The organism is Maribacter sp., from assembly GCF_039974175.1.
In the GTDB taxonomy this organism is placed as follows: Bacteria; Bacteroidota; Bacteroidia; order Flavobacteriales; family Flavobacteriaceae; genus Maribacter_C.
This window is the reverse complement of the sequence record NZ_JBDWJN010000012.1, coordinates 94,305-111,185: the sequence shown is the minus strand read 5'-3', so window position 1 is coordinate 111,185 and position 16,881 is coordinate 94,305. Positions and strand designations below refer to the sequence as shown.

Sequence of the window (16,881 nt, the reverse complement as noted above, 5' to 3'; positions counted from 1 at the left end):
ACCGCAAATAGGGAAGTGGTTGGTATTAGAGTAAGTAAAATAATAAAAAAAGCCACAGTAATTCGTGATTATCGATAAAACGCACAAAATAGCAAAGGCTCAGCTTGATTTTGGCGCGTGCTCATGAGCTTAAAACGCGGATCATATGACAATAAATAAAAGTGCCAGGGTCGAGGTAAAATTTAGAAAGCTCTACTTACCTCCGGAGAACCCAAACTGCCAAGACGTCAAGATTCGTATTGGGGCAATCCTATGTGTTTTGACGAAATTTAGGTTGAAAAGTTTAGAAAACCGCTAATTTTGGCTATCAAATCCAATTTGCTCTAAACTTTGAAATATCTAGTACCTATAGTTTGTTTTCTTTTTGTTTCCGTCAGTTATGCGCAAGACACTAAATTTAGTGTAACCCTATCCTACCCCTTGCCTATTGATAAGAATTTTATAGGTGAAAATTATACGGGAGTTGCAGATATGGGGGTACAGTACCGTTTTGTTGATACGGGTATTGTGAAAATAGGCGCATCAGCCAATGGGAGTTACCTGGTTTTTGACAATGATTTAGTTCCTCAATCAAGTACGGTTAAGGCTTTATTTATTCAACCAGGTATTTTTGGAGCGTTACACTTGCCTGGTTTGCAAAAAATCACACCCTCCTTGGGTATAGGGTATACTTTTGTGAATTTTAGGGCAAATTCATTTTTATTAGATAGTGCCGATTTAAATCAGAACCAAAGCGGATTTAATGCAAACGCTGGATTATCGATCAATTTCAGCTCCAGATTTTTCGCTCTCCTACACTATGATATTATCAAGCTTTCACCAGTTGACGGTGCTCCCGACCTCAAATTCAACACCAACATCAACCTGCTAAAAATTGGGGTTGGTTTTCGATTCTAACTCAAAAGTTCAAAGAAACGCTAAAAACATTCTAATGACATTAAATGAAAGACTCGTATTTTGTACCATTTGTCAAAATAGAAAGATTGATTTCGAAAAAGGGCTGCTTTGTGCCTTAACCAATGAAAAACCTGACTTTGAAGATAGCTGTGAGCTATTCTTGAAAGATGAAAAAGAAGCTGATAGAAAGTTAAATCTTAAACTTGATGCCGCTGGAAATGCCCAATCTCAAAAGGGTTCTCTGCATCCTAAGAAAAACATTAATTACGGTATCTTTTTAATGATCTCAGGAGTTTTTGTGCTGCTATTTCTTTCTCTATTATTCGGTGCTATAATTACATTTTCGGGAATTTCTTTTTTGATTAGAGGAATGCAACAAAAAAAGATACTTCAGCAAAATAATGCCTTTAATGAAAGACTTGATAGCGATGAAAACCTGAACCAACAAAAATAAAAGTATACCAACTTAGGGTAAGGGTGCGAACCTGAAGTCTGAATGAAAGAGGTGAAACTTATGAGGATGGCTTTAAAGTGGTGTCTCCAGCTTACCGTTTCAATTCTTGAATAGAATTAAAGTCCAATTCAACGATGAAGAACTATCACTAAATCAATCAAGCGAAACAATGAACAGAACGAATTACAAACTCTTGTTTTCAATGCAAGCACGGCATGCCTATTTTGAAAATAAGCCGCATTCTTTTTTACGATGTAGCCCCAGCCAAGCTACAATTGCATTGCTTGCCAGGCATGCTTTTATTCTGAGGCAGGTGCAAAACGGGGTTCAACTTTATGCCGAAACCGAAGCTTCTTATGATGCCTATTTCGATGAGAGGGCGCCACTTGATTTTAATATCGCAAGCACCGACCCCAATTTTTTCAATTATACCAAGCTTCCCACAGATTTTCAGGGGCTTTTGGTTTATGCAAGTGAAGATGAACTCAACCAAAGCAACAATGAAAGTGTAACGCTCCATCCTCGATTTGTTGATCAGCCAGATGCACTTAAGCTGGGTACATTACAAATTGCTAGTGCCAGCATGAAGGCATCTTTTGATACCAATAGCCCTGGTCAATTTGAAATTCGCTTCGAAACTAGACACACGCTTTGGCAATATCATATATTTGGCCATGGTATTTCGCAATTGAATATTCGATCTATTGACGGTGCTGCTGACATACCCTTTAGCAAAGCAGTAGAAACCACCCTTGCAAATGGCCAGAACGCATGGCAACTGACCAGCGAATTTGCAATACCCTTAGGAATTATCAAACCTAAATTTCAATTAACGTATACCGATATCGCTACTACAACTAAGACTGTGGTATTGCCTAATGCTGACCCGGCTAAGCTAGCGATGACCGAAAGGAATGGAGAAAAACGAATAGTTTCACCGCTATATGTTTATGTGTAGTTTTGGCAAGCAAGCTTAAGCTTTAAGGTGTCTTTTACAAAGCCGTTTAAAAGTTTTCTAAAGTTTAATAAAGGATAATTTAACATGCGAGCCCAACCGTTAGCAACCATTAATAAATGATTTATAGAATTACATTAATTCTTTTTTTTATCCTTTTATCATCCTGTGATACAACCAAATATTTGATGATTGACAATCAACAATATGAAGTTGTTACTGGACCGGGGCTTATATTTATTAATGAAAATCTCTATGCCGACGAAACAGAAACCACCAATGTAATGTACCTAGAATTTATAGATTGGACTGAAGAAATATTTGGAAAAAACTCTATTGAATTTAAACAAATACAGTTGGATAAATCGATTTGGGATAACACCGAATTTTCTGGCAAATTAAATGAACAGTATTTTACCCAACCACATTTTGCTGAGTATCCTGTTGTTGGAATTTCTCTTAAACAGGCAGAATTATTTAGTAAATGGAGAACGGATAGGGTTGCTGAAATATTACTAATTAGAAAGGGTCTGATTAAACCCGAATTCACTTATACAAAGGACAATTATTTTACAATAGAAAAATATATAAACGGTAATTACGACTGGATAATATCCAAAGAAAATATATTAGTTCCTGAATACATTTTACCGAACAAAAATGAATGGGAATTAATCGCCGGACGGGGCTCAAATTTTCCTAATGGAATTGATTCTAATTGGAGAGAAAATAAAAAAACATTAAAGAAGTACAATTACTTATATAATACAACAGAATTCCATTCAAAAGCCAAAACGAAAATTAAGAAAAGTAGATGTGGAATTGCAACATGCGAAGCAATGGCTTTGGGAGCAAACATTTATGGATTGTATGGGATTCTCGGAAATGTCTCTGAACTGACCTCTAACAATGGAATTTCTAAAGGAGGAAATTGGAAAACAAGGTTCACCGATAACCAAATTGAAATGGATTTACCATTTGACTCAGTAAATGCTTGGACAGGATTTAGGAATATTGCTCGGCAACGATTATTGAAGGTAAAATAACGGTTGCTAACAAAACCTCATATGAAAAGCTATAGTTCTGTTCTTTAAAGATTAATTGATATGCCTATTTTAGTAAGCATAACCAAAGTTCAAATAAAGGATAACAATTTGTGAAGGAACTTTCAGCAAATAATCGAAACATACGGATGTCTACTCCAATAATTTTTGGATTAATTGGATTTCTCCTATCCTATGTCTTTTTAAGAAACGACTACTATTGGTTACTTTGTGCTTTGGTCAGCGTAAGTGGACTATCATATTTCTGGCTTAAGAAAATTGATTCTACTACATTCAACTTCTTTTACGACTCTGATTTTTTATATTTAAAAAGCAAACATGAAAACAGGAGAGTTAAAATACAGAAGATAAAGTCAATCGAGTCGACATCTACAAGAATACGGTTATTAGGCATCCCGTTTTATCTTCATCAGATGGTATTTATCAATCAAAACTCCATGGATGAAAAATTAAAGTTCTGGATAGGAGCAAGCGATTCCAAATTAAATGAATTCAAAAAATTGATTCAGACTGGAGACACCTCCATTTAAAGTTCAGTTAAACGATGAATAGCTCTAAATTATAGATAATACTAATTACTCATCAAAAATTAAATTAATATTAATAAGTAATCCCAACCAATGAAACCATTTATTATAACACTTTGTTTTTTATGTGCCTGTATTCCTTCACAAGGTCAAACCGATAGTAAATTATATAAAAACGCACAATTCCTTCTTGCCAAGGGGAAGTTCAAACAATCTATAAGGAATTTTAAAAAGGTCATTAAGAATGAAGGCGATTCCCCTGGAGCATATTTTAACATTGGGCAAGGTAAGTTACATCTCAAGAACTATGAATCTGCAATTGTGGATTTTACCACAGCATTGGAACTTCGCCCCAAATTTCCCGAAGCATATTACCAAAGAGGTCTTGCCAAAGCAAGGCTTAAGAACTTCGAAAATGCAATTGAAGACTTTTCTGAGGCCATTACCCTAAAGTCAGATTACAGTGAGGCATATTCTAGTCGAGGTACGGCCAAAAACGATTTGAAGAATTATGAAAAAGCATTGGATGATTTAAATAAGGCTTTTCAATTAGGTTTGAGAAGTGATTTAGTTTTCGGTGGTAGAGGTAGGTCTAAGTTTCATTTAGGAGATTATGAGGGTGCGATGGATGATTATAATCAGGCTCTTTCAATTAATCCTAATCACGCGCCTTTTTATTGCAATAGAGGTTTACTGAAGGAAAGTCTTAAAAATCCTTCCGGTGCGCTATCGGATTATAATCGAGCAATTAAAATTGACCCCAAGCATGCAATTTCTTACACCAATAGAGGTAACTTAAGGAGTAAACAAAATGATTTTAGAAGTGCTATAAAGGACCACACTAAAGCAATTAAAGTCGATCCTAGTTACCCCATACCTTATATCAATAGAGGAGTTGCCCGGGTAAGAAGTAATCGAAAAGATTATAAGGGTTCTATAAAAGATTTTACAAAAGCAATTCAAATGGCTCCTAATATGGCATTACCATATAACAATCGTGGTCTTTCCAAGTATAATCTAGGTTATTTTAGGGAATCAATGGATGATTTTGATAAGGCAATTGAACTCGATCCGAATTATGCCTTTTCATATCGCAACCGGGGCAAATCAAGAATTGAACTAAAACAAAATTCACAGGCTTGTATCGACTTCAAAAGAGCTATACAGTTGGGAGATTCTGACGCGAATGAGTTTATAGAAAAACATTGCAATTAAGAATAGTGAAGTTCAAATAATGGATATTTTTAATAGCGCTTTAAAAGCGCGGGTATTTCTTTGGCTTAAAATCAAAAAATTGAATATCGTTATTGCCTTTCTATGCATTCTGCTTGGATGTAGGCAAAATTCGGAATTTGATTTAGCAAGGATTAACTCAAACATTGACAAATTAACAACCTTCCAATCACAAAAGGAGTATCTTGAATTTTTAGCAGACGAAGATCAAAGATTGAGACAAAACCAAAGTTCAAAAATCGTTCTTGAATTTGGTCGGAATTCAAAGGAAGATATTGAGTTTTCAAAGAAGTTCGTGAGACTTGATTCCTTAAATTTCATCAAAATCGACGGGTATCTTCTGAAACACGGCTATCCAAGTAAAAATAAACACGGAACTAAAGCATTTATGGCTCCATGGGCCATTATTCATCATTCAAATTCTATAGCAGCAAGAAAAAAGCATTTTAGCAAAATATACCAAGCTTATAAAGAAGGAGAGCTAGATTACAATGCATTCTCGTTGTATCTTGGGAGAACATATCAAATGGTTTTTGGAAATAGATTTCAAACCGATGGTAATAGAACCCAAGTTGAAGAAGTAGCGGCCCAGATAAATGCATTGGAACTCAAATAAGTAAAAACACAGCACGCACTGATATACAAGCCTAGACCGTAGTAACAATCAATCGGGTTATGAAAAAATTAGAATATAGTATTTCGTTGAGAGAAAAAGGTTTTGATGCTAATGCGATAAAAAAGAAAATGAAAGAGAACGGGTTTGAGGAATCTGAAATAGACCACTATCTCAAAAGATCGGATGAAATTTTCTTAAATCGACTACATCGTAATAACAAGACCGCTAAGCCGAAAGGAAAACTCGGTAAAGGCATAAAAACCATAGTAATGATTCTAAGTCTTTTACTATTGCTAAGTGCCTTCCTTGGGTATGCACGAATAGGATTAATCGGACTATTTATTATATGGAGTTTGGTGGGTATTAGTTCATCTCGATAAGGAAATGCGCTTTTTTGAAAACAAAACGGGCGAACAAAAGCGCTCAGAATAGCCTTATATCGATGCGCTAAAGTATAATGGTTAAATTTATTAGGCTTTAATAAACATGCAACTATTAAGATTCTTACACAAAGACGCAACCCCTAAAGCAAATCCGAATCTTATCAATAAACTGATATGGTTATTCGAACTGTTTTTTTTATACTTTCCGTCTGCTTGTTGGTATCATGTTCCGATACCGACGATGGCGGTGATGCTAACACCGAGGTGCAGATCAGGTTAGCCAATACCAGTACGGTTGCCTTTGAAGACGCCACCTTTAACGGTGAGAATTTTGGCAACTTGGCGCCCAATGAAAAATCGGAATACAGACTTTTTAAAGGGGCCTATCATTATGGGAGTGTCAGTATTACCATTGATGGTGAGGCCTACGGTTGGATACCTATTGATTACGTAGGTGAAACGCCCCTAGCCGAAGGCAAGTATACCTTTGAATACCGTTTTGACGTGCAAAACAAAATACTTAGCGACAAGCTGATCAAAGATTAAAAGTGCGGCACCTCTATATGCCGCTCAGGCGTTGAACAGGGTATTATAGCATCAGCTTACTTTTCACCAAGTCGATGACCTCCTTGGCGTTCACATCAACACATACATTCACCAAAGGCCGGTTTCGCCATGGGCGCAAAGCGGGTCTTTCTTCCTGATCTGAGGCTCCATCAGATGGCCAAACCTTACCCTTTCCGAGGCAATCGCTAGTTTCAACACGTATGGGGTAGGCGGCGGTTTGGTACAGACTACGATCTAGTAGGTAGGCAATTACCGAAGCATCATGAAGATATGTTCCGTCCATTTTATTGGCTTTCTTGAAAAAGTCTTGATAGAATTTATAGGCCTCCATCACATGGCGATTCAAGGGCGTCTTCGAGGTAGAAATTTCAGCAATATCGTGCTTTGAGAGTACGGTTTTATGGGTAACATCAAGCCCGACCATTGTCAATGACCAATCAGCACCAAATACGATATCTGCTGCCTCCGGATCGGAATACATATTCGCCTCGGCAGCAGGGGTGGCATTGCCAGCGCAAAAAGCATTGCCGCCCATAATGACGATCTCTTTTACAAGCTGCTGTATCTGAGGTTCCATTTGTAAGGCCATTGCCAGATTGGTCAAAGGCCCCAGCGCCGCTATGGTCACTTCTCCAGGATACCTTAGAATATGTTCGACTAAGAATGCCGAAGCGGAAAGCTCCACTGCTGAACTCTTGCTGGCTGGCTTATAGGTATTGCCCTGCCCATCATCACCATGAACAAACGGAACACCGCCGGCAAACTTAGTCTTTAAAGGGTGCTCGGCTCCCTTTGCCACGGCAATGTCGTTTCTTCCGGCAAGATCAAGTATTCGTAGGGCATTGCTCGTAGTAAGGTCAATATTGACATTCCCGAAGACAGTGGTTAAACCCATAATATCAAGTTCTTGAGCGTTCAAAGCCATCTGAATTGCCATGGCGTCATCTATACCAGGGTCGGTGTCGATTATCAGTTTTTTCATGGTGAATTATTAATTATATTCAAAGAAAAATAAATATGTTTAGTTCTGAAAGGACAATTGTCTCAACGAACACGATAATACGAACGGGTTCCGAGATTTTGAACTTCCTTGAGCATACAAAAGGATTCCTAGAATTGCCCGGAGTTTCTGAGCTATCTTTTGGTGCTGGTGATAGCATCATTCAACAGGGGCAAATGGGAAATGATATTTTTTTGATCAGAGATGGGTTGACAAAATGCTTCGTTACCGAGGAGAATGGAAAAGAATTCGTGCAAGAGTTCCTCGGAAAAGGCCAACTGGTCGGAGAGATCGAACTGTTACTTGGTGGCCTAAGCTTTTGCAGTGTCATCGCACTCAGCAAAGTGAGCGCGCTAAAAATTTCAAGATTGGCATTCGCTGAGGTAAAAGCAGCGTATCCGCACTTTAATGTGCTTTTATCAAAGGCCCTTGCCGTAAAATTAAAAGATACGGCCATCAGGGCTTCGTATCAACAAACCTACTCCACCGAAAAAACCTTGAAAAATTTGATGATGCTGTCAAAAGACACCAAGGTAAGATTGATAAAAAGTGATATTTCAAGTTATTTGGGAATAACTGCAAGAGCCTTGAATCGCTTGCTAAAAAAATTAGACTCCGAGCAAATATAAGCTTCAAAAGCAATGCCAAAACTAAGCATAAAACGCATTTCAGAATTTGAAAACCGGGCAAGGAAAATTCAAATAAACCTTGATGGAAAGATAGTTGCAACCATTAAGAATGGCGAGCAACTCGAATTGGATGTTCCCACGGGCAAACATACCGTTCAGGCAAAAATTGATTGGTGTTCTTCAAATTTAATTGAATTTGAAGCAGACACGCTTTCGCATATCGCGCTTGAGCTAAAAAGTGGAGATGGCCCCTCGCTATTTCGAATTATTTTTAGGGCAAAAGAATACCTGAAGTTAACCAAGATGAGCCCATAGCCCATATAAATTCAAATAGTCGCTTCGAATTAGGAGCTACCCCTAAACAAATGAATCATCATTAAGAAAATACAAATGAAATTAAAAACCTTGTTGCTGTTACTCGTGCTCTTGACCATCGTTGCCTGTAAGCAAGCGGAGGGCAAAAGAGAAAAAATGCCCGATGCAAAGACCGATGTAGTTCGCTCTAAAAAGATTGCCGCTAATAGTATTGATTGGGTCGATGCCATAAACGACAAGAACACCAAGGCTTTAGAAAAGAACTATGCCGCTCATGCCATTGCTGTGATTACGGCTGACAGCGTATGCAATGGTTCAGCGCAAATAGCCAAGTATTACACGATGCGCAAAAATAAAATTACCGCTCTTGAAACCTTGTTTAAAGTAGAGGCAAACGAAGAACGGGGTATACATTATGAATTGCTTCGCTATGAGACCGATAGCCTTCAAGAATATGTTCAGCTTGTAATTTGGAAAAAAGAAGCGAATAAGGCCATTCGAGAATTTGAGTTTGCCGAGGCAAGTAATGCAGCAGCTGTGAACGTAGATACCACCGAGATAGCCCATAGCAGAAAATTATGGATGCAGCTTTGCAATGCGCATGATGCCGAAAAGCTGGTCATTGCACTCTACAGCCCCAATACCATATATTTCAATCACAAACCATTGGTAAGAGGTATGGAAGACTTGATAAAGGAGTATGCCTATATGAATAATGAAAATTATTCGCTTCAGCTACACCCCTTAACATTAAGGGTAGTAAACGCGAACTTCGCCTTTGAAATTGGGCAGTGCAGCGGCAGCTATAATGGAAAATATATACTAGTTTGGAAAAAAGACGCGAACGGCAATTGGAAAATCTTTATTGATTCTAATATTTGAAACTCAAGCATTTGAATGAGTGTATCATAAATTTGGGATTACGTTAAATGTAAGTAAAATATTACATATATTTGATAACACACTTCACCCCCTAAAACCATTATTTATGAAACTATTTTCAAATGCAAGCGTAGCAGTGCTTACGAGCGCCCTAGTTTTGTTAAGCTGTAGCCAACAAGATGATCTTCTAATTGACAATAGCCTTGCTATTGCCGACAATGAATTAACCATTTCGGGCAAAATAGATGTTCCTACCCACTTTTATGACAATCATGGGGTTCACAAACACAAGAATACCAAAACTTCAAAGGCTTCGGGCTTTATTGAAACCTTTGAATCGGCAGTAAAAGGCAGCTATGCGGCTGGTACTATAGACCTTACTGCAACCACGGGTATTTGGTTTCTCGATGATGCCTTAGCGGGTTCACTAGCCAACGATCGCAAATACGGTAACAAGTCAATTCGAATACGAAATACGGGAACCCTATTGATGGATTTTGATATGGACAACGGTGCCGAAAGTATCAGTATACGCCATGCGGTGTATGGAACCAACGGCAACTCTACTTGGAAACTGGTATTGTCTTATGATCAGGGCGTAACCTGGTATGATGTAGGTGCTACGGTCACCTCAAACCAAACCACCTTAAATACAGTAACCTTTGATGTAAACGATACGCAACCCGTACGATATGGTGTAGTAAAACTAACAGGGGGCTCTAATCGTATCAATATAGATAATGTAGAAATTGTTGTTTCTTCAGCTGGTAATGACCCGACAACAGACAGCAACATCACCTTTGGCAACCCTTCTGACGCTGCCTCAGATGCAAACAATTACTTTTTAGATAAGCCAGACTTTAGCTTATCGTACAACAACAGTGACGGCACTGCGAATTGGGTGAGCTGGCATTTGAGTAGCGCATGGTTGGGTGACGTTCCTAGGTGCAACTGTTTTAGAACCGACCAAGATTTGCCAAGCTCCTTTTATAAGGCGGCCAAAAGTCATTACACCAATTCTGGTTTTGATCGCGGTCACCTTTGTGCCTCTGCCGATCGCAATGGTACCGAAGATTCCAATAGAAATACCTATTACATGACCAATGTCGCTCCGCAAGCGCCAGATAACAATAGACGTTCTTGGGCGTATTTTGAAAACTACTTACGAAGCCTTACCGATGAAGGAATGGAATTATATATAGTAGCCGGTGTAGTTGGTACAGGAGGTACGGGTAGTAATGGCGCGGCAAATACCATTAATAATGGCAAAATAAACGTGCCAGATTCTTTCTGGAAAGTAGCTTTAATTTTGCCAAACGGCGGCAATGATATTGGTCGTGTAACCACCAGCACTCGCGTTATCGCCATAAACGTACCCAATGATCAGGCCATTAGTACCGATTGGGCACAATTCATTACCACGGTTGATGACATAGAAAACCTAACAGGCTATGATCTCTTTGAAAATATTCCCGATGGTATCGAAGCTGTTATAGAAGCCGTAACCGATGGCGGACCATCAATTTAAGTTTTACGTTTTGGTTGCATCGATACCATGATCGCAACTTTGGTCAACGACTTAGTGCAGCTTCCTTTTAAAGAAACACTAGTTGTAAACGAGCTAAAAAAGTACTAGTCCCGTCTGATTTTTAGGTCTTTGGCAAAAATTCAATTTGGTATGCTTCGGGCTTGATCTTTTATAGAATACATTTATACTGCGTGTAACCTCTAAAAAGAATGCGATGAACCGAAGACTAATATTGAGTTTGATAGGGCTAAGCCCTTTAACATTGATTGCTGCTAAAATTCCTTCCGCTGACTCCATTGTTCAAAACCTAATTAAAAGATGGAAACAGTCTAAGGCGTATACCTTAGCCGTATTCGAGGCTATGCCTGCAGACCATTTGGAATATAGCCCCTCAAAAGAACAAATGACTTTTGCCCAACACTTCATGCACCTAGGCTATACCAACAATGCTTTTATAGGGGTATTGGTTGATGCCAAAACCTACCCAGATTATGACGCTCTTAAAGACGCACCTTTCTTCCTCGAGCGCCCAGACCCAATAAACCTGTTTCAACCAGACTTTTTGAAGCAAAGAGATGCGAATACCAATAAAGGCCTGGTAGCCAACTATGTGATCGATACCTTTGATTATGCGATTTCGAGTTTAGAGAACCTAAGTGATGCTGTGTTAACGCAAGGGAAAACTAAAGAGAAGCCTTGGTACCTAGAAGGTCATTCGAACCTAGACCTTATTTTAAGAGGTGAAAGTCATACAGCACATCACAGGGCCCAGGCCATTACGTATTTACGCATGAAGGGTATTCAACCCCCTGGCTATTCTAAAAATAATACGCTGTAAATTGAAAGGTTCAAAAACGATTGCTATTGAAATCGTAGTTAAGTTGCACTGATGCCAACCACCTTAAGATTTATTGCTTCTCGGCGGTAAAAGTCCCGCTATTTCCACTGTTTGCATTCCATGAGCCGACTAACTTTGTTTTGGAATAAGGGGCATCAAAAGTTACGGCCGTACCGTCACATTCATCATTACCTTTGGCCTTGAATTTGCCTCCGATAACCTCCCATGTTGCATTTATGGGGCAGTACAAAGAGGTTGATCCTTCGGCAGACATAACGCCCTTGTCGGTGAGCATCATCGACATGTCGGCTTCCCCAAAACTACCATTGAGGGTGCCTGTCCAAGTGCCTACCAAAGCTGCGTCTATAACACCTACTGGCGGTTCGATTTCCGGTTCTTGAGCATCACTGCTTTTAGAACATGATAGTATGCACCACATGGCTAGGAAGCAGATGGGGTACCAATAGCTTACGCACTGTTTTTTCATGGCCTATAACTTTAAGTTATTCAATATGTACAAAGCATCATGGAGGAAACCTATACAAGGAATAAGAATTGCTACTTGCATATTCGAGATAGATACCATAAGATAGACAACCTTCAGTTCAAAGGAAACCTTATTTTCATATTTGGATCGAAATTATGTGTGAATGGCAGGCAATTGCGGTTTGTTATAGCAATTGAAGGCCCTTAGAAGTTTAAAAACAGGCCATATTATTTATCTTTAAAGAGCAACTAATAAACCTACAAGGCGTTAGGCAATAGCACAAAATATGTCAACGAGCTCTCCTGACGAATATGTTATAGCTGACAAATTCTGATTTCAGTCCTCAGCCAAAAAAACGGTGTTAAAAGCACACCGTTTTAACACTGTATTGCAGATAATACTTTTAGTCTGGCAATTTGGTTTGGCTGAAAACAACTTTTTTGGGTAAAATAACCTTGATAGGAAAATTAGAAAACCAATTACTTATGTGCATTCATAAATTCAATTACTTTCTCTGCAAAAAGCTCGGGCTCACTAAACATCGGGCCGTGACCTGACCTTTCAAATACTTCTAATTCTTTCGATGTTGAACCTATAGCATCAAAGGCAGTTTGAGCCGAAACCATTGGTACGACCATGTCGTATCGTCCAGATATAAATAAGGATGGTATTCTTATTTCTGAAAGTTGACTTGTAAAGTCAGTTGTTTGAAATAACCCTTGGTTATCGAGTATCGAAGCAATTTGACTATTATTCCATCCTCTGGTTAAGAAATTATAGGTGAAGAATGTCTCATTACCTCCGATACCATTTTCAACAGCATCTATAAAGCCATCTTCAAATAATTTTTCCTCGGCCTCAAAAGCTTTTCCATTGAGATCTAAGAAATCATCCAAATTATTTACAGCACCTACTTGAGCTACAAGCTCTAAAACAGATTCCCAAAAATCAACACTATTACCCAGCGCTATTTGGTTGTTGGCGGTAGTCGTAAAGGTTTCTATGTACCAATCGTATAGTCCAGCCGGATTGTTTGCTCCAGCTACCTCTATCCACCCTTTGAAAAAGCTTTGATTTTTTAGCAAAGTAGCGGTTCCTAATGTTCCTCCCCAGCTGCCACCTAATAAAAAGAAACGTGAATCGCTTCCAAATTTGCGTTGTAGTACTTTTACAAGGGCCAATACGTCTTCGGCCATAAGATCAATACTTACATCATCTTCAGAATAATGTCCTTGTGAATTTCCAGATCCGCGTTGGTCAAAATAAACAAGGCCGAACTGATTTTCTATAGCATCAAAGGCTTTGCCTGTAAATCCTAATCCTGTACCACCAGGACCACCATGTAAGGTAATTAAGAATACCTTTTCACTGCTATTGCCTCGTATATAGGCAGGCATATCTGCATTCTTATGTCGTACATATAGCGTTTCATCTAAGTTGTCAAGTTCGAAGTCGTTTGAGCAAGCGCTTGCCAAACATATGGTAATTGAGACGAATGCAATTTTTAAGAAGATTGTATTAAACTGTTTCATTATTTTTTGTTTTTAAAATTAAAACGGAAACCGTATTGAATTGAAAATGTTGGTAGCGTTCCTGCATTGTAATTAAACCGTGGACTATAGGTGATGTTTACATAACTACCAGAGCGTACTTTTCCTTTGCGCCTTTTACCAATGCCAACAGAAATAGAAGGGCTATAGTATCCACGTCCTGGCAGAAACACCTTATCTACACGGTCTCCGTTCACTTTATAAGTCTCTGGTAGGAAGGAGCGATAATACCCAAGTGGATTTAAATCGATACTAAACTGCTTTCCTTTTTTATTGGTACGTCTCCAAGTAAGTCCAAAGTTTGCATAACCTCCCGTATCAGTTTTTGAAGAAAAGTTCGTCATAAAACTTAGATTTCCATTGAAAAGAAATTGATGCGTATTCGTACGTTTTGCTCCTCTTCTTTCTTTGGTTTTATCGAGCTCTTTTAAGAGGTATTCAGCTCCAACCAGAAAGCCGTTGCTCCATAGAATAGTTCCAGAATATCCAATTTTGAATTCTGTTTTAGCTAAAAAGGTAGAAGCATCGATCTTGTCTTGGCCTTTCAGTTGTAGGGCACTGATAAGCAGAAATATAAGCGTATATTTTTTCATGTTTTTCAATTGCGGTATTGTTATTTACTATTTTAAATCAATTCCAAAAGCATCTTTAAAACCCTGCACTATTAAATTTTCCAAAGTGGCACCATGATCTCCACTGCCAGCAATAATAGTGGTGTTTTTTGACGCTAAGAACTGTACTTCATTATCGGTAAGACTCCCGACAGCTTGATCTGTAGCCCCATAAATGTATGTTATGCTAGATAAGTCTGAAATGGTACTAAAAAGTTGTGTGTACCTGTTCATTGAGAAGCCGGCACTTATTCTATTGAGGTTTCTTTCTTTCACCTCTGGGTCTGGGTCTGGCTCTACATTGGGAGTTACACCATTTTCGAAAAATCCATTTCTTCCTTCGGCAGCCCCTTGCCATATAACAGCATTCATATCTAATCGCCCTGTCATAATAAGGTACTTATCAGCGCTATCTATTCCTTTCTTTGCAATAAGTTCTTGTGTTACAAAGGCCCCGAAGGAAAATCCCAAAACATATACGGCTCGGCCTTGATTCTTGAAATACGAAGTCACTTTATCAAGCATATCTATAGTTTCGGCATTATAGTTAACGGCCTGTTCTAAAGTGATATCAGCGCTTTTTACTATAGTAGAATCTAAGGTTTGCGCCTGATGTACAGTAACAGTTAATATATTCTTTGGATTAAGTACGGGGAAAAATTCGTCTACCACATCGGTAGCGAATACTGTACTTGGTCCGCCTGGCACAGCAATCAGTACTGTAGCGGCTTTTTCATCTCCTTGGAAATAAATTAACTCTTTAATGTCATCTGCTATTTCGGTAATAGCCACTGCAGGTTCTTCTGGGGTAATGGTAGGCTGGTTGTCATCATTAGAACAGCCGCTCGTTAGAAGCGCTAAGAATGCAATAAGCATGATATGGGTACGGAAATAAAAAGGCTGTGAATTTGTCATTTTTAAGAATACTTTTTTCATTGAAATATTATTTTTATTTAATGCGGTAAAAGTATTCCCGTCGAAAAAATAAAAGGGTAATTTTAGTGCTGGAGAGGTGCTGAAACAGCATAAATAAACGAATCAGGACGGATATTGGAGCTTTCTATAAGCACCTGGTGACATAGAAAGGCTAGACTTAAAAACAGCGTAAAATGCACTCTTGGATTTGAACCCAGATTCTAGGCCAATTGCTTCTACAGCGTATTTATTAAATGAAGGTGTATGCAATAGTTTTTTGGCAGCTTCAACACGGTAGTCGTTCACAAATTGAATGACACTTTTATTGATTTCTTGATTAATAATCTGTGATAAATAACCTTCGCTGGTTCCCAATCGGGTGGCTAAATCTAGCCTGCTTAAAAGCGGGTCTTTGTACAGCTCTTCCTCTTCCATTACCCTATATAATTCAGAAATTAATTCAGAAACAGCGGTACCCTTTCGTCGTTTTGAGTGTGATGTCGTCTTGATAGCCCCATGCTTTGTTGAAACTAAATACGCATGTAGTTCTTTTTGGTGTGTGATAACCCGTAGTTTAAATATACCATGATACAATACCCACCATAAGAACAAACACAGTAGTAACCAAAGGGTGTAATACGTAAATAATGAATTCATAAGGTAAAATTCTACTCGCGACAAAATCCAGCAGATAATAATACCTATTATAAACAGGTTTAATTGCAGTAACCAACGTCTTTTCTCTTCAGAAATAGTTTCCGCTTTTCGTATGAAGTGTCTTCCCGAAAAAATTAAAAACACATTAAAGACCATCGACAAGACATCTTTACTGTACCATATTAGAATATCGAAATATGACCCATAAAGATTAAAGAGATATAGTGCTATTTCTATAATAACAGAGCCTAAGAAAGGCAGGTAGATCCATTTGTATTGATGACCATTTAGAAGAGGATGCTTAATCTGAAACAAAAAATAGGTAAATAAAGTAGCGGCTATTAGAAAATCTAACTTGAGACTGTCAAAAATTTGTATCAATCTATGAGCGGTACTAAGGCCATACCACTCTAAAAAGGTGAGGCTCGCTATTAAGAATAATGTGAAGGAGAGATAGTTGTTGGCACGGCTCCTATAAAAGGAAGTTGTAAGCAGTGCGATACTTAAAAAATATCCGATGAGCGTACTTGCAATCATCGCAAAGTCTAGTATTGTTCTATTCAATTTTTTATATTGTGTTCTAAGCTCCCTAACTATTACATAACATATCCAAAGACAAAATAAGTTTTCATAAGTTGCATGAAAGGGAGGCAAAAATCGAGGGAAACAACAGCAATTGTTGCGCGCTGGAAGATTAATCGTAGAATAGTCTCCGTAGCAAGTACAAATTACGATAAGACCCATTTCAAAGACTTACCTCGCTGTGCAGAGGT

General features: G+C 38.4%; 20 protein-coding genes. 14 read left to right on the top strand and 6 right to left on the bottom strand.

Annotated elements, in window-relative coordinates; genetic code table 11:
- Positions 1–330 precede the first annotated feature (330 nt).
- From ABJN95_RS16670 to ABJN95_RS16630, 9 genes are all read left to right on the top strand, one after another.
- Positions 331–897 (top strand): outer membrane beta-barrel protein, encoded by a 567-nt coding sequence (locus ABJN95_RS16670; protein ID WP_348372070.1) that lies wholly within the window; start codon positions 331–333, stop codon positions 895–897.
- 34 nt (positions 898–931) lie between these two features.
- Positions 932–1,351: a hypothetical protein gene (locus tag ABJN95_RS16665; RefSeq protein WP_348372068.1), complete on the top strand. Its 420-nt coding sequence runs from the start codon at positions 932–934 to the stop codon at positions 1,349–1,351.
- Positions 1,352–1,520: 169 nt separating this feature from the next.
- Positions 1,521–2,309: a hypothetical protein gene (locus tag ABJN95_RS16660; protein WP_348372067.1), complete on the top strand. Its 789-nt coding sequence runs from the start codon at positions 1,521–1,523 to the stop codon at positions 2,307–2,309.
- Positions 2,310–2,494: 185 nt separating this feature from the next.
- Positions 2,495–3,352, top strand: coding sequence for an SUMF1/EgtB/PvdO family nonheme iron enzyme (locus ABJN95_RS16655; RefSeq protein ID WP_348372065.1), 858 nt, complete (start codon positions 2,495–2,497; stop codon positions 3,350–3,352).
- A gap of 146 nt (positions 3,353–3,498) precedes the next feature.
- On the top strand, positions 3,499–3,900 hold the full coding sequence (locus ABJN95_RS16650; protein WP_348372064.1) for a hypothetical protein: 402 nt from the start codon (positions 3,499–3,501) through the stop codon (positions 3,898–3,900).
- A 90-nt stretch (positions 3,901–3,990) separates the two neighbouring features.
- A complete protein-coding gene (locus ABJN95_RS16645) occupies positions 3,991–5,112 on the top strand; it encodes a tetratricopeptide repeat protein (RefSeq protein ID WP_348372062.1) in 1,122 nt (373 codons plus the stop codon).
- A gap of 232 nt (positions 5,113–5,344) precedes the next feature.
- The gene (locus tag ABJN95_RS16640) at positions 5,345–5,746 is read left to right on the top strand and encodes a hypothetical protein (protein WP_348372060.1); all 402 of its coding nucleotides are present in this window, start codon (positions 5,345–5,347) and stop codon (positions 5,744–5,746) included.
- Positions 5,747–5,805: 59 nt separating this feature from the next.
- Positions 5,806–6,126, top strand: coding sequence for a hypothetical protein (locus ABJN95_RS16635; RefSeq protein WP_348372058.1), 321 nt, complete (start codon positions 5,806–5,808; stop codon positions 6,124–6,126).
- A 177-nt stretch (positions 6,127–6,303) separates the two neighbouring features.
- Positions 6,304–6,675 carry a hypothetical protein gene (locus tag ABJN95_RS16630; protein ID WP_348372056.1) on the top strand — a complete coding sequence of 124 codons (372 nt, stop codon included), beginning with the start codon at positions 6,304–6,306 and terminating at the stop codon, positions 6,673–6,675.
- A gap of 43 nt (positions 6,676–6,718) precedes the next feature.
- On the opposite strand, the gene ABJN95_RS16625 is transcribed toward ABJN95_RS16630, so the two are convergent.
- Entirely contained in the window at positions 6,719–7,678 is a 960-nt protein-coding gene (locus ABJN95_RS16625; protein WP_348372054.1) for a nucleoside hydrolase, read from the bottom strand.
- Positions 7,679–7,713: 35 nt separating this feature from the next.
- Here ABJN95_RS16625 and ABJN95_RS16620 point away from each other — a divergent pair, with 35 nt between their 5' ends.
- The 5 genes from ABJN95_RS16620 (at position 7,714) to ABJN95_RS16600 (ending at position 11,888) form a co-directional block, all read left to right on the top strand.
- Positions 7,714–8,325 carry a Crp/Fnr family transcriptional regulator gene (locus tag ABJN95_RS16620; RefSeq protein WP_348372052.1) on the top strand — a complete coding sequence of 204 codons (612 nt, stop codon included), beginning with the start codon at positions 7,714–7,716 and terminating at the stop codon, positions 8,323–8,325.
- A gap of 12 nt (positions 8,326–8,337) precedes the next feature.
- Entirely contained in the window at positions 8,338–8,640 is a 303-nt protein-coding gene (locus tag ABJN95_RS16615; RefSeq protein ID WP_348372050.1) for a hypothetical protein, read from the top strand.
- Positions 8,641–8,715: 75 nt separating this feature from the next.
- The gene (locus ABJN95_RS16610) at positions 8,716–9,522 is read left to right on the top strand and encodes a hypothetical protein (protein WP_348372049.1); all 807 of its coding nucleotides are present in this window, start codon (positions 8,716–8,718) and stop codon (positions 9,520–9,522) included.
- Positions 9,523–9,628: 106 nt separating this feature from the next.
- Positions 9,629–11,050, top strand: coding sequence for a DNA/RNA non-specific endonuclease (locus ABJN95_RS16605; RefSeq protein ID WP_348372047.1), 1,422 nt, complete (start codon positions 9,629–9,631; stop codon positions 11,048–11,050).
- A 214-nt stretch (positions 11,051–11,264) separates the two neighbouring features.
- A complete protein-coding gene (locus ABJN95_RS16600) occupies positions 11,265–11,888 on the top strand; it encodes a DinB family protein (RefSeq protein ID WP_348372045.1) in 624 nt (207 codons plus the stop codon).
- Between the two features lie 70 nt (positions 11,889–11,958).
- On the opposite strand, the gene ABJN95_RS16595 is transcribed toward ABJN95_RS16600, so the two are convergent.
- The 5 genes from ABJN95_RS16595 to ABJN95_RS16575 all read right to left on the bottom strand — a co-directional run bounded on the left by ABJN95_RS16595 (position 11,959) and on the right by ABJN95_RS16575 (position 16,672).
- On the bottom strand, positions 11,959–12,375 hold the full coding sequence (locus tag ABJN95_RS16595) for a hypothetical protein (RefSeq protein WP_348372044.1): 417 nt from the start codon (positions 12,373–12,375) through the stop codon (positions 11,959–11,961).
- 479 nt (positions 12,376–12,854) lie between these two features.
- Positions 12,855–13,907: an alpha/beta hydrolase gene (locus tag ABJN95_RS16590; RefSeq protein WP_348372042.1), complete on the bottom strand. Its 1,053-nt coding sequence runs from the start codon at positions 13,905–13,907 to the stop codon at positions 12,855–12,857.
- A complete protein-coding gene (locus ABJN95_RS16585) occupies positions 13,907–14,518 on the bottom strand; it encodes a hypothetical protein (RefSeq protein ID WP_348372040.1) in 612 nt (203 codons plus the stop codon). The genes ABJN95_RS16590 and ABJN95_RS16585 overlap by 1 nt, the downstream gene beginning before the upstream one ends.
- A 27-nt stretch (positions 14,519–14,545) precedes the next feature.
- Complete coding sequence (locus ABJN95_RS16580) at positions 14,546–15,472, bottom strand: hypothetical protein (RefSeq protein WP_348372039.1); 927 nt, start codon at positions 15,470–15,472, stop codon at positions 14,546–14,548.
- A gap of 102 nt (positions 15,473–15,574) precedes the next feature.
- Positions 15,575–16,672 carry a helix-turn-helix domain-containing protein gene (locus tag ABJN95_RS16575; protein ID WP_348372037.1) on the bottom strand — a complete coding sequence of 366 codons (1,098 nt, stop codon included), beginning with the start codon at positions 16,670–16,672 and terminating at the stop codon, positions 15,575–15,577.
- Positions 16,673–16,881: the final 209 nt, after the last annotated feature.

What these genes read in the sequence shown, in the direction of transcription:
- ABJN95_RS16585 (WP_348372040.1), bottom strand. Translation starts at nt 14,518, where the DNA reads ATGAAAAAATATACGCTTATATTTCTGCTTATCAGTGCCCTACAACTG.
- ABJN95_RS16655 (WP_348372065.1), top strand. Translation starts at nt 2,495, where the DNA reads ATGATTGACAATCAACAATATGAAGTTGTTACTGGACCGGGGCTTATA.
- ABJN95_RS16615 (WP_348372050.1), top strand. Translation starts at nt 8,338, where the DNA reads ATGCCAAAACTAAGCATAAAACGCATTTCAGAATTTGAAAACCGGGCA.
- ABJN95_RS16600 (WP_348372045.1), top strand. Translation starts at nt 11,265, where the DNA reads ATGAACCGAAGACTAATATTGAGTTTGATAGGGCTAAGCCCTTTAACA.
- ABJN95_RS16595 (WP_348372044.1), bottom strand. Translation starts at nt 12,375, where the DNA reads ATGAAAAAACAGTGCGTAAGCTATTGGTACCCCATCTGCTTCCTAGCC.
- ABJN95_RS16650 (WP_348372064.1), top strand. Translation starts at nt 3,499, where the DNA reads ATGTCTACTCCAATAATTTTTGGATTAATTGGATTTCTCCTATCCTAT.
- ABJN95_RS16590 (WP_348372042.1), bottom strand. Translation starts at nt 13,907, where the DNA reads ATGAAACAGTTTAATACAATCTTCTTAAAAATTGCATTCGTCTCAATT.
- ABJN95_RS16630 (WP_348372056.1), top strand. Translation starts at nt 6,304, where the DNA reads ATGGTTATTCGAACTGTTTTTTTTATACTTTCCGTCTGCTTGTTGGTA.
- ABJN95_RS16635 (WP_348372058.1), top strand. Translation starts at nt 5,806, where the DNA reads ATGAAAAAATTAGAATATAGTATTTCGTTGAGAGAAAAAGGTTTTGAT.
- ABJN95_RS16645 (WP_348372062.1), top strand. Translation starts at nt 3,991, where the DNA reads ATGAAACCATTTATTATAACACTTTGTTTTTTATGTGCCTGTATTCCT.
- ABJN95_RS16665 (WP_348372068.1), top strand. Translation starts at nt 932, where the DNA reads ATGACATTAAATGAAAGACTCGTATTTTGTACCATTTGTCAAAATAGA.
- ABJN95_RS16625 (WP_348372054.1), bottom strand. Translation starts at nt 7,678, where the DNA reads ATGAAAAAACTGATAATCGACACCGACCCTGGTATAGATGACGCCATG.
- ABJN95_RS16580 (WP_348372039.1), bottom strand. Translation starts at nt 15,472, where the DNA reads ATGAAAAAAGTATTCTTAAAAATGACAAATTCACAGCCTTTTTATTTC.
- ABJN95_RS16660 (WP_348372067.1), top strand. Translation starts at nt 1,521, where the DNA reads ATGAACAGAACGAATTACAAACTCTTGTTTTCAATGCAAGCACGGCAT.
- ABJN95_RS16620 (WP_348372052.1), top strand. Translation starts at nt 7,714, where the DNA reads ATGTTTAGTTCTGAAAGGACAATTGTCTCAACGAACACGATAATACGA.
- ABJN95_RS16605 (WP_348372047.1), top strand. Translation starts at nt 9,629, where the DNA reads ATGAAACTATTTTCAAATGCAAGCGTAGCAGTGCTTACGAGCGCCCTA.
- ABJN95_RS16610 (WP_348372049.1), top strand. Translation starts at nt 8,716, where the DNA reads ATGAAATTAAAAACCTTGTTGCTGTTACTCGTGCTCTTGACCATCGTT.